The sequence below is a fragment of the Paenibacillus sp. Paensp38 genome (genome assembly GCF_059491915.1).
The window spans coordinates 5,343,730-5,355,979 of the sequence record NZ_CP168516.1; the positions used below are offsets into that span (position 1 = coordinate 5,343,730).

The 12,250-nt window shown below is 44.3% G+C and carries 12 protein-coding genes; 9 read left to right on the forward strand and 3 right to left on the reverse strand.

Features of this window, described 5'->3' with window-relative positions:
* Positions 1-12 precede the first annotated feature (12 nt).
* Both ACEN8J_RS23655 and gpmA read left to right on the forward strand, forming a co-directional pair.
* Positions 13-753: a Bax inhibitor-1/YccA family protein gene (locus ACEN8J_RS23655; protein ID WP_023990900.1), complete on the forward strand. Its 741-nt coding sequence runs from the start codon at positions 13-15 to the stop codon at positions 751-753.
* A gap of 136 nt (positions 754-889) precedes the next feature.
* The gene (gene gpmA / locus ACEN8J_RS23660) at positions 890-1,639 is read left to right on the forward strand and encodes a 2,3-diphosphoglycerate-dependent phosphoglycerate mutase (protein ID WP_029518698.1); all 750 of its coding nucleotides are present in this window, start codon (positions 890-892) and stop codon (positions 1,637-1,639) included.
* A 64-nt stretch (positions 1,640-1,703) separates the two neighbouring features.
* Here the strand turns inward: gpmA and ACEN8J_RS23665 are convergent, their stop codons facing one another.
* Positions 1,704-3,197, reverse strand: coding sequence for an alpha-amylase (locus ACEN8J_RS23665; protein ID WP_039271815.1), 1,494 nt, complete (start codon positions 3,195-3,197; stop codon positions 1,704-1,706).
* A gap of 262 nt (positions 3,198-3,459) precedes the next feature.
* Here ACEN8J_RS23665 and ACEN8J_RS23670 point away from each other — a divergent pair, with 262 nt between their 5' ends.
* The 5 genes from ACEN8J_RS23670 (at position 3,460) to ACEN8J_RS23690 (ending at position 9,014) form a co-directional block, all read left to right on the forward strand.
* Positions 3,460-4,287: an HNH endonuclease gene (locus ACEN8J_RS23670; RefSeq protein ID WP_449291796.1), complete on the forward strand. Its 828-nt coding sequence runs from the start codon at positions 3,460-3,462 to the stop codon at positions 4,285-4,287.
* Positions 4,288-4,831: 544 nt separating this feature from the next.
* The gene (locus tag ACEN8J_RS23675) at positions 4,832-5,263 is read left to right on the forward strand and encodes a DUF1641 domain-containing protein (RefSeq protein ID WP_029518696.1); all 432 of its coding nucleotides are present in this window, start codon (positions 4,832-4,834) and stop codon (positions 5,261-5,263) included.
* Between the two features lie 27 nt (positions 5,264-5,290).
* Positions 5,291-6,472, forward strand: a complete 1,182-nt coding sequence (locus ACEN8J_RS23680) for an NAD(P)/FAD-dependent oxidoreductase (RefSeq protein ID WP_013312527.1) — start codon at positions 5,291-5,293, stop codon at positions 6,470-6,472.
* 198 nt (positions 6,473-6,670) lie between these two features.
* Positions 6,671-7,474: a copper amine oxidase N-terminal domain-containing protein gene (locus ACEN8J_RS23685; protein ID WP_495594037.1), complete on the forward strand. Its 804-nt coding sequence runs from the start codon at positions 6,671-6,673 to the stop codon at positions 7,472-7,474.
* Between the two features lie 439 nt (positions 7,475-7,913).
* The gene (locus ACEN8J_RS23690; protein WP_495594038.1) at positions 7,914-9,014 is read left to right on the forward strand and encodes a hypothetical protein; all 1,101 of its coding nucleotides are present in this window, start codon (positions 7,914-7,916) and stop codon (positions 9,012-9,014) included.
* A gap of 708 nt (positions 9,015-9,722) precedes the next feature.
* On the opposite strand, the gene ACEN8J_RS23695 is transcribed toward ACEN8J_RS23690, so the two are convergent.
* Together ACEN8J_RS23695 and ACEN8J_RS23700 are read right to left on the reverse strand one after the other, a co-directional pair.
* A complete protein-coding gene (locus tag ACEN8J_RS23695) occupies positions 9,723-10,772 on the reverse strand; it encodes a stalk domain-containing protein (RefSeq protein WP_495594039.1) in 1,050 nt (349 codons plus the stop codon).
* A 255-nt stretch (positions 10,773-11,027) separates the two neighbouring features.
* On the reverse strand, positions 11,028-11,204 hold the full coding sequence (locus ACEN8J_RS23700; RefSeq protein WP_068939077.1) for a CsbD family protein: 177 nt from the start codon (positions 11,202-11,204) through the stop codon (positions 11,028-11,030).
* A gap of 156 nt (positions 11,205-11,360) precedes the next feature.
* On the opposite strand from ACEN8J_RS23700, the gene ACEN8J_RS23705 reads away from it, so the two are divergent.
* Complete coding sequence (locus ACEN8J_RS23705) at positions 11,361-11,876, forward strand: DUF2179 domain-containing protein (protein ID WP_013312523.1); 516 nt, start codon at positions 11,361-11,363, stop codon at positions 11,874-11,876.
* A gap of 120 nt (positions 11,877-11,996) precedes the next feature.
* On the forward strand, positions 11,997-12,209 hold the full coding sequence (locus ACEN8J_RS23710) for a cold-shock protein (RefSeq protein ID WP_025721956.1): 213 nt from the start codon (positions 11,997-11,999) through the stop codon (positions 12,207-12,209).
* Positions 12,210-12,250 lie beyond the last annotated feature (41 nt).

Genomic DNA, 12,250 nt, shown 5'->3' on the forward strand with positions numbered 1-12,250 from the left:
GGAGTACCCTGTATGAGCTTTAGCAATCCGGTTTTACGTGATGACATCTTTTTGCGCGAAGATGAAAGAGAAGCTAGTGAACAACGCATGACCATTGGAGGAACGGTGAACAAAACGTTGCTTCTGCTGGTTCTGCTCATCGTCTCTGGCAGTATTACCTGGTACATGACCTATGAAGGAACTGTAGAGGTGCTATCTTTGCTGACGGCAGGATTTATTGGTATGGCAGGCGTAGCACTTGCGATATCCTTTTTTCCCAAGACGGCTCCGTTACTCTCTCCTGTATATGCGATTCTGAGTGGTTTTGCTTTGGGTGGCGTTTCAGCCTTTATGGAGTATGAGTACCCGGGAATTGTGGCTAATGCCATTTTGCTGACCGTGGGTATTTTGTTCTTGATGCTCTTTATGTATACACAGCGAATCATCAAGGTGACACGCGGCTTTATCTCATTCGTGGTCCTGTGTACGATGGCGATTTTTCTGGTGACACTGGTTGATTTTATTTTGAATTTTTTCGGTATGAATGTTCCGTATATCCATGAAACGGGTTGGCTGGGCATCGGCATCAGTTTATTTATCGTGATTATTGCGGCATTGAATCTGCTGGTTGATTTTAATTTTATTGAAGAGCAAGCAGATCAAGGCGCACCCAAATATATGGAATGGTATGGTGCTTTTGCATTGCTGGTGACTCTGGTATGGCTGTATGTACGGATTTTGGACCTGTTGGCCAAGTTCAGTAAGAGGGACTAAGTGCAGGGTGAGAAGAAAGGGATGGCTGAATGCCGTCCTTTTTTGTATTTTAAATAGACGGTTTAAAAATTGCATTTTACGTTAAATACATAGAAGTTGGGTAAAACATTAAGACAGACAGGAGAGGAGTGAGTACATGTATCAAGTAGTGCTGGTTAGGCATGGAGAAAGCGTGTATAACCGACAAAACCTGTTTACGGGCTGGACGGACGTGGACCTGACTGAACAAGGGACTCATGAGGCCATTGAGGCGGGACGTATTCTCAAGGAGGCTGGTTATACGTTTGATTTGGCATTTGCCTCTGTGCTAAAACGATCTATCCGCACGTTGTATCACATCTTGGATGAACTGGATCATCTGTGGATACCTGTGCAGAAGTCATGGAAGCTGAATGAACGCCATTACGGTGCTCTTCAGGGGCTTAGCAAGCTGGATTCTGCCGTTGAATACGGCGAGGAGCAGGTTCATATCTGGCGGCGTAGCCTGACAGTGCGGCCCCCCATGCTGGATGAGAAAGACGAGCGGAGTCCGCATCGGGAAGAGCGTTATCGCAATATTAAGCCAGAAGAGCTGCCGCTTGGGGAAAGTCTGGAGGACACAGTGCATCGGGTCGGCGAGTTTTGGAAGCAGCGGATTGTACCTTTGATTCTCAAAAAGGATCGAGTTATCATTTCTGCACATGGTAACACTTTGCGGGCTTTAATCAAGTATATGGAGAATCTGGACGAAACCGCATTGCTGGATTTGAATATTCCGACAGGTATTCCGCTGGTGTATGAGCTGGATGAGCATATAGATCCCATCCGGCGCTTTTATCTCGGTGATCCGAGTCATGTAGAGGCTAAGAAGCAGGCTGTGGCCAACCAAAGCAAGGTAACGGAGTGAGTTTTCATACACAAAGAGGACAGGGCGCTTCCTCGCATCCTGTCCTCTTTGTGTTGGGTATAGATTAAGCGTTTGCTTCTTCTTCTGATTCCTGGCTGTCTTCCTCTGCGGGAAGTGCCCACACCGACACACTGCCGGCACGAACGGGAAATATGCCGTAGCCATCCTGCCCGATCTTTACGATATGATCGTGATGCCCGGTCAAATCTATCCATTCTTCCCCTGCACGTTGTTTACCTACGAACATGCGCTTTTCCCCGTCATTTGCGTTGGTGATCACCACAGCACATCCGGAGCCTTCCAGCTCAGGCACGCCTTGACGAACCCATCCAATCGTATGGGGATCATCGAAATAATCTTTTTGCTCACCATAAGCTTTATGGTACCGGGCATATAGTAGCGGGTCTAGCTCAGCTTGCTTGCCTTTCACGGGCGTTTGCCCCTGAATACCGTAGTAATCGCCGTAGAACACGCAGGGATAACCGTCCTTGCGCAGCAAGATAAGTGCATAGGCGCTGGGCTTAAACCAGTCCTCCACCCAGGATTCGAGCGCTTCGTGCGGCTGGGAATCATGATTATCGACAAAAGTAACCGAGTTCAGGGGATGGGTATGAACCAGCGTATCCTCGAAAATGGTGCTTAGATCGAAATCCTTGCCACCCAAGGAAGCGCTATGTAGTTTGTAGTGGAGGGATACGTCAAACAGGTCGATTTTATAATCAATGGTATCCAGGAACTTTTGACATGATTCCAGATCCGGTTTCCAAAACTCGCCTACCATATAAAAATCCTGCCCGCGTTTTTTAATCATTTCTGTAGCAAACTCTCGTACAAATTCATGATTAATATGCTTGATTGCATCCAGACGGAATCCGTTGCATTGCAGAGTGTCCACCAGCCATTTGCCCCAGCGGATCATCTCTTTGCGCACATCCTGATGATTATAGTCAATATTGGCGAACATTAAATAATCATAATTGCCGAATTCATCATCTACATTTTCGCTCCAGCTTTTATTTTTACCTAAAATACGATAGATTCCTGTCCGGTCCTGGCTCGCATCGTAATCGGTTCCGTTAAAATGTTCAAAGTTCCATTGAAATGTGGAATACTTCCCTTGTCGGCCGGGGAATGTAAATTTAGTCCAGCCTTCGATATCAAAGGGCTCGGAAATGACCTCATTGCGGTTATCCGGGTTAACCTCGACGACCTTGAATACTTCGGTTTCATCCGCGCCAGCTTTATGGTTCATGACCAGATCGACATAGACGGCCACACCGTGACGAACGCAGGCAGCAACAGCTTCCAGCAGGTCTTCCCTGGTTCCGTATTTGGTGCGTACCGCGCCTTTTTGGTCAAATTCGCCCAGATCGTAAAGGTCATAGACGCCGTATCCCGTATCCTCGGGCGACTGGCCTTTGGTGACAGGTGGAATCCATATCGCGTCAATTCCTTTGGCCTTCAGTTCCGGTGCCAGGCGGGCAAGCTTCTTCCAGTGAGAACCGTCAGCTTCGACATTCCACTCGAAAAATTGCATCATCGTATGGTTCCTTTTCATGTGCGTCCCTCCTTTATATATAACAAGTTACCCACCAAGTGAGGGGGGCTAAACGTCAGACGGTCAATATGATGCTGAATGAAGAACAAGGATCGCTGTATAACGTATGCTAAATCATTAAAATTTGTTATACCTGAGTGTTCATAATGGCTCAATAGCTAGAAAAGGGAACGTGAAAACGGTAAAATGAATCTAACTTAACAATAGTTCGGGTTTTGGGCAAACCGTGGAGCGCAGGCAATAGAAGAAAGGAGGGGTGGACGTGACAGAACCGCAGCAGAATAAGGATGAAACGAGCAAACCGGTGATAAAAAAATGTACGTACTGTCAGAAGATGAAGCCTCTAACGGACTTTCAGCGCAGAACGGGTCGCCGGGCGGGTCCTTATTCCCGGCGTGGTCCTTGCCGTTCCTGCCGGGGGTTGGCCCCGCAAGAACGTGCGGCTACGTCCGCTCCTTCCGGCGAGGAAGCGAACCTCTCGGCTGCTCCCGTGACGCAACATAGCCTTGAAGCAAATACGGCTGTGCACAGCCTGGAGGCGTCACTACCTATGGAGGCACAGCGCCCCCGCAGGAAGCCGGTCACGGATAAAGCACGCGAGCGCCATCGGCAACGGGTTCGGCATCTGCTTAGCAGGCTGAAGCCTGCGGATACTCGGGCGTTGCGGCTCAATCGTAATGGCATGATTCGGCTAAGAGGTAAAACCGATCAGGGGAGACGCTGGCATCAAGAGATTGAGCTTGATCTGGCCATGACCCTGGTCAGAGAGCGTATGGCGGTGATTGTTAATCCTTACACCGTGCGTAGACTGTATAGCAACAAGGAGTTTCGCCAATATGTGCTTAAGCGTGACCGCTATACTTGTTTCTTTTGTGGAGGCTACGGTGACACGATTGATCATTTACTGCCTCGGGCAAAAGGGGGTCATACGACGCCCGTCAATTGTGTATGTGCTTGCAATGAATGCAATCAAGTTAAGGCTGCCCGCGATGTAGAGGAGTTCATTGAGTCTGGTGTGCCACAGCCGTCTTCTGATGATTTCAAAGCACCTGATATTCCTGATGCTTCTGAAGACACCCTACGTAGGTAGGGCGATTCTGCCAATGCAGCTTGTCCGCCCGCCCCACTAGTGGTGATGATCGGGCATCCGTATGAATATATTTTGAGTTATTTTCATATTATCGAACTGAAACGTACGCTCTCTATTACCCTCCTCTAGCCTAAAACGACCCTTTTTCAAGGGAAACTTGGACAAAAATCGAGCTTATTCTAATTTTTATCTAAAATAACAATAAAAAATTTGCAGAAATTTGTGCAAATTTAAAATTTCTTCGACGATTGTGTTGTGAAAGGTGTAATATAGAGGTATAGGGTTCCGTTTCGGCCTGTTGTAGTCACGAAGGAACGCTTCGTGGGATATTCCGCAGCAGTAACAACAGAATAACGTCTGAGCAATATACAATTGGCATCTGCGATAAATCAGTCTTGCCCTTTAGGGTATAGGCCGGTTTAAGCTGTGCTTCTTGCATGTTTAAGGGCGTGAATTCAATGAACGTTTTATTGCTAGAGTTTATGGATACAGGTTACGAGAGAGGATGGACTTCTATTTTCACAGTAAAGGAGGACGTTCACGCATGTCTGAAAACCAACAAGAGGTGGCAGTAACACAAGAAGCTACCAAAGAGTCTCGGGATGTACTGGACCAATTGATGAAACCGGAGGTTCAGCAATCGCTGACCGTACTGGTAGAGAATCTGCCAAAGTTGACTGAGATGGTTACTTTGATGACCGACGCTTATGATGTAGCTCGCAGTCTGGCAACTGACCCTGTCTTTATCGGAGATATGAAAAACTCCATGGGAGAGTTTGTGAAGCCTGTAACAGAATCGGCTAAAGGATTGGCTTCTGCTGCGATTGAAGCAAATGACCGCGTACAAACTACGGACGGCAGTGTAGGTCTGTTCGGCCTGCTCAAAATGCTTAAAGATCCGAATGTACAAAAAACGCTGCGTTTCAGCCAGGCTTTCCTGGATATTCTGAATGAGCGCCAACGCGAAAGCAAATAATTACCTGATCGAGAACGGAGGATGGACATGTCGAAGCAAATTTTGATCTTGGGCGGCGGATACGGCGGATTGCTGGCCGCTCTTACAGCACGCCAGCATATGGACGCTAGTCAAGCAACCATTACAGTGGTTAACCGCTTTGCGTCACACCAAATTATTACGGAACTGCACCGTTTAGCGGCAGGTACAATTGCCGAAAAAGCTGTGGCGCTTCCTTTGGAAAAACTGCTGCGTAACAAAGATATTATCCTAAAAGTGGATACGGTTTCGGAAATCAAACCGGACGATAAAAAAGTAACCCTGGCAAGTGGTGCTACATTGAGCTATGACGCTCTCGTTATTTCCCTCGGCAGTGAAACGGCTTACTTCGGTATTCCAGGACTGCAAGAGCATAGCTTCACGCTGAAATCCGTGGCAGAAGCCAATCGCATTCGCGCACATGTGGAAGCTCGTCTGGATGCTTACAAGCAATCCGGTAACCAAGCAGATGCTACAATCGTTATCGGTGGTGGCGGTCTGACAGGCGTTGAGCTGGTGGGCGAATATGCTGACAAATTGCCTGCAATTTGTCGCGAAAAAGGTATTAACTACGAAGATATCAACTTGTATTGCGTAGAAGCTGGACCATCTATTTTGGCAGGCTTCCCTCAACCACTGGTTGATCGTGCAGTAACAAGCCTTGAAAAACGTGGCGTTCAAATCGTAGCGGGTGTTCCGATTACAGAAATGAAAGCTGACGAAGTTCTCCTGAAAGACGGACGTTCGATCAAAACGAACACACTGATCTGGACAGGCGGCGTACAAGGTAATGCACTGGTTGGCGCATCTGGTATCGAAGTAAACCGTGGTCGCGCAACTGTGAATAGTGCACTGCAATCGACTTCTCACGAAGACATCTTCCTCGCTGGCGACAGCGCAGTGGTGTTCCCGGCTGAAGGCGAGCGTCCATACCCTCCAACGGCACAGTTGGCTTGGCAAATGGGCGAATTAGTTGGTTACAACATCTTCGCTTATTTCAACGGGGCGAAAATGGAAAGCTTTACACCAGTATTCTCCGGTACACTGGGCAGCTTGGGTAGAACAGACGCGATCGGTACTGTAGGCGCGAATGGCACCCAACTGAAAGGCGCTGTAGCCACCTTGATGAAGGAAGGCAGTAACATCCGTTACTTGTCCCATATCAAAGGACTTTTTGCATTGGCCTATTAATATTTCTTACTTTTATATGCTTTATCCAAAGAGAGTGCAATTCTGTGCTCTCTTTTTGTTTTGCAGTTTAACCCATTATAAACCAGTATATGTAAAATGTCATGTGTATTTCTGGATATATGTTGTAAATTATGGTTGAAATGATATTTTTGTGACGATACACTGGTAACGAACAATAACGAGGAGGGTATTATGATTATGAAAATTAGGTTACTAATCTGTCTTATGATTGTATTGAGTTTGGGTGCTACAAACACGAATTGGGCATCAGCTCAAGCTCAAGGCCAAACACCGATACACCTCAAGGTCAATGAACATTACGTCCTATATACCTACCCTGCATCACCTTTTGTGGATAAGAAGGGGAGACTGCTTATACCGCTCCAAGCGGCTGAGGATATACTGGGCGGCAAAGTAAGTTATAATGCAGCGAACAAGACGGCTGCTGTTGATCTGTTGGGGCGTAATGTAACGGCTACGATCGGTTCACCCGAAATATCGGTTAACGGCGAACCGGTGACAATGGATACAGTCCCTATCATGCTGAGTAATGCAATGTTTTTACCGGTATCCATATTGTTGAAGGATACAGATGCGAAGATGGAGTGGGATCCCCAACGTGGCTTATTGAAGCTAAGACATGATAGCTTTACGGAAAGTCCAGTTCTTATGAGGTTTAAGGGACAAGACTTGGCCCAAGTCATTGATGCGAATGCGTTTGACCTTATTTCCTTTGACTGGGATAAAAAGAAGGATGTATTGAATATTCATGCTACTTATAAGAGCGACTTATCGCCCGCCTTCAAGCAAATTGACTTTAATCCTATGATTGTTTATAGCAAAGGGACCTATAGTGTAAATCCTTATTCTAGACCCAGTATGTTTTACAAAGTGAAAACCACCACTCCTGGTAATTTGGTTTATACGAGAAATATCGATACAACCGATGCGGATAAAGACTATATAAAATATATTACTTCTGTAGGCAGGTTGATTCAATAATTGTTTAGCTATCGAAGGTTGCAGTTATGAAAAAAGAAGACAGGGGAAATAGCCTTCCTGTCTTCTTAAGCTGTCGAGAAAGTCTCGACAGCTCCTTTTATGTTGATTTACATATATAGACTTCTCCTTAATTCATGAGAAGTAAGCATGCTGTATTGTGCGGACAACGGGCGTCCTGCCATTGGTTCTACCATGCTGTTTAAAATGGTCTCTCTTGGTTAATGTAAAGAAAAAGAAACCCACGTCCCAAAAAGACGGGGTTTCTCAACCATTTGAGAGCGCATAAGCGCTCTCTTTTTGCTATTTAATTAAATCTTCTATACATCATTATATGTAAAAACAAACACTCTTTATTTGGTCATTTACTATAAATTTTGGTTGTGATTATATGCATGTGGGAGTACACTACTTACGAGAAAAATAACTAGGAGGTTTGTGTATGTTTAGGAAAATTCTTGGTATGGGATTGGCAACCATTCTCATGTGCTCCACACTCTCTGGAAGTCTCGCCTATGCGGAATCGAAATCCAGTACGTACGATGCTTCATTTTTTGAAAATCTCAAACAGCGGGCCATAGTCCATGAGCTTCAAGAACACAAGATCGCTGTTAATCCGAAAGCATCTATTGCTGAACTACTCAATACAGTGGATAGTACATCACTAAAGAGTAAAAATAATAGTGATCTAAAACAAAATCTGGAAAATCTTAATAAATCGGAATACATATATCTTACGCTCGATGGAGAAGTATACAGCTCAGAAAAAGGTTATGTAGGCATGGCGGATAAAGTTGAACCAAAAGAGGATAGTGTAACGGATGCTACTTATATGGAAACAAGCTCTTTGAGTGAATCAAGAAACAAACATGATGTTTCTATATCAAGTAAAAGAAACCCCAATCCATGGGAAGTGAGTGGAGGGACAACGGGGGCTTTTTCAAGGGTTCAATTGGATTATGATGGTTTTGATGGGGTTAATGCAAGTGTGCTTCTGCCAAGGGCTGAGGACCTAGGAGCAAACGAACAGCCATGGATGTATTATGGTTTTGATGCAAAGAATGGACGGAAAATCGAAGGGGGATTTTCCTTTCAAACGGGTCAACAAAGATACAAAGGCTACATTAAAAATGGAGATTATAAATATACTACAGAGACGTGGGTAAATGCGGAGGGGTTTAACTCAGTTAAATTTTATATTGATAATAGTACCTATAACGCTTATCTGTTAGCCTACTACAATCAAATCGTCGTTATGCAAACCTCTTTTGACTCTTCTGACCTATCAACCATGTCTGTTAAGAGAGTGACGGCAATAGCGAAAAAAAACTTTGATGGCGGCAATATCTATGGAAGTGCTATCAATGGGGAATTTTCAGAAGTAGTAGTCTCAAAATTCAATTCAGATTATTATTATCCGTGGGATAACTATCGGGATTACTCTTTTTGGGATGGAAGTCAGTGGTTCGGTACGATTGATTGGCCCACCGATTATATAACTCATTTTGGTCCAAGTGTGTGGATCAGAAATCCAAATCGATAAGAAGAATTAGTCAAACGATGGTCAATCTAAAATATACTGGATAGCATCTGTCATTTCCTTTGTTGTTGGGGGGACTAACAACAATGTGGTTTGGCAGATGTTTTTCCATGTTAAGCATACTCAACTGAACTGCTCCATCGTAATTTTGACTTTGAGCCTAAAGGGTGTATTGGATATTCATGCTGCGTATGAGAGCGGTTTATCGCCCGCATTCAAGTAAATCGACTTTAATACTATGATTGTTTATAGTAAAGGAACCTATAGCGTATATCCTTATTCTAAACCCAGTATGTTTTACAAAGTCAAAATAACCAGCCCCGGTAATTTGATGTATACAAGAAATATAGGCGTGACCGATGCGGATAGTGATTAGTAAAATACATTACTTCTGCAGGCAGGTTGATTCAATAATCGCTCGGACTATAAGGGTTACAATTATGATAAGAAGACAGGGAGGATACCTTCCCTGTCTTCAGCTTGTCGAGAAACTGTCTTTTTCAAAGACTAAGATTCCTTTTTTGATTATATTCTATACAAATTAGGGAATTAACGTTTTCCAGACGGATCGCTACAGCCACCTATATTTTCATAATATTAATGCAGCGTCGTATTAAATGAATTGAATGTAAAAAAGACTAGCGAGAAAGTTTCGACAGTCAAAAGAGGGAGTCCATTTTGGACTCCCTCTTATTTCTAGTATTTATTCACTTAGTAGTTAAAGGTCGCCAGTGTGCTGTTGTTTTCGTTTGAATGAACAACACCTTTTACACGTGATACATTTTTATTTCTAATGTCTGAAATAATATCTTCTTGGATTCTATTTTTTTGGTAGTAAGTTAGACTGTTCCAATCATCGGCTTTTACATAGGCATCCACAGTGACTTCACTGGAGTCGCCCTTTACACTAAAATCGATGGAAACATTATTGTATTTACGATCAAAGTCGCTGAGCAAAACTCTTTTGATCTCACTGAGATCAATCTTTGTAGACAGTTTCTCCAGATCCACGTTTCCTTTGCTATCGGATTCAAAGGTTGCAAGTTTGTTTCCATTATTGGAGTTTTTAACGGTTCCTTCAATATCAGCATCTTTAAAGGTTTTCAAAATATCTTCCGAAATATCTTCAAGATAAGATTTTTGTCTGCTACTGGAAATATCGTTCCATCTACTTTCTGTCAACTCAATGGTCACAGTAATATCGTTTTTATCACCTTTCAGGGTGATGTCTGCATTGGCGTTATTTGTATCGCGATAGTCTCTATTCAGTTGACGCTCAAGGTCCTTCAAAGTATCGGTGCTACTTTTACTGGCTGTATCTTTTAGCGTCTGGTTGTCTTTTTGCAATTGAGCAATGGTAGCGTCTTTCGTCGTGTTTGCTGCTTTCGCTGTGTTGAGCTCTTGAGTCAGCGTCGTAATCTGGTTGTTCAGCGCCGTAACTGTAGATTGATCAATAGGAACGCCGTTGTCAGCAATGACTACGCGTTTGTTTGTTCCATCCCATGTTACTTTTTTATCCAAAGCTGTACCTGCCAGCTTCAGTGGGATATACGTTACGCCATCCAGCAGGAACGGTTCTGTTTTGGCATCAGTAGGAACCTCGGTTCCGTTGTAGATAATTTTGATATTGTTATATACTGCTTGGATCGGCTTAGTCACTTGTGCGGCATATGTGGATTGGCTGAAAAGAGCCCCGGATATGGCCAAGGCGGATACGGCAGTGATGATGACAGGTTTTTTGATAGATTTCAGTGATTTCATTCGTTGGTCTACCCCTTTATTTAAGAATTATAGCCTGGTTCATAGACTAGAGTAACATTAATGCCTACAAAATCCAACAGCTTGGAGAGTCATTATAGGTTGTGCTTATATTGGTTAGACGCAACAGCAACCATAAAAGTTGCCCTGTTTGCGCAAAAGTTTTTCCAAAAGTATCCGAACAACACAAAACAAGCCCGCTGCACAAGACAGCGAGACTTGTAGGTAAAACAGTGCGCCGAAGTTATCCATTCAGGATTATTTGCCGTCCTTCAGTTTGCCTGCTGTTTCCTGAAGATGGCCTTTGGCCTTATCCAGTTTACCTTCGGCTTGAAGGGATTTATTATCGGTAGCGTTTCCGATTTGGTCCTTGATTTCACCTTTGGCTTTGTTCACATTACCTTTGATTTTATCGCTAATTCCGTTATCCTTCATGTTGAAGCCCTCCTTATGTGATCGAACTTTCATTCAGCATGCTGTAGTTAGTCATTACCCGAGCAAGGGTAATACGAAACCAGAGGCTGTATATCACAGACGGGGGTATAATGTTGGATACGGGTTAAATCAGAACGTGAAGTGGGGAGTGAGCGCATGCTCAAAATTTTATTATTTATTCTCGTTATTCAAATTATTTACGTATCGGCGTATACACTGCGCATGATTCTGACGCTGAAAGGACAGAAGTACATTGCTGCGCTCATTAGCACCGTAGAAGTTACGGTCTATGTATTGGGCTTGAATGTTGTGCTTAAGTATCTGGATCAAGTGGCAAGTCTTGCGGTATACGCCATTGGCTATGCATTGGGTATTCTGATTGGAGCATGGATTGAGGAAAAAATAGCGCTTGGTTATGTCACTGTTAAGGTGATCAGCAATGAGATTAATGGAGGAATTGCCAATGCGCTGCGGGACAAAGGATACGGCGTTACAGCCTGGCTGGGCAGTGGGCGTGATGGAGAGCGCCTGGTGATGGAAATTTTGGCTAAACGGAAAAACCAGAATAGGCTGTATCAGTCCATTCTGGAGCTGGACCCTAAGGCTTTTGTCATTACGGTAGAGCCGAAGCAATTTCATGGCGGCTTCTGGACCAAGGCTATCCGTAAATAAACATTTTGGTAAATTGCGCATATTTTTTGGAGCTTGGAGCATATTAATACCCGCACAGGTTGGAATTAACAGTAAGCCGACAGGGGATATGACCCTATAAAAAACCGAGGGGGGATATAGATGTACAGACGCCAGGCCCCGGAAATCATTCCAGAGGAAAATACGGCTATTTGGTCGTGTACAAATGAGGGTTGCAATGGCTGGATGCGAACGGATTTCACCTTTTTGAACGAGCCAGCTTGTCCATTTTGCCAAGCCTCGATGGGGCAGGAAATGCGGATGTTGCCGATTCTCAATCGGGCGGGCAATTCCTTTGTCGCCCAGCGCTCCTAATCCAGGATTCTGCAAGATCCACAATGGAAAGTGAGTACGAT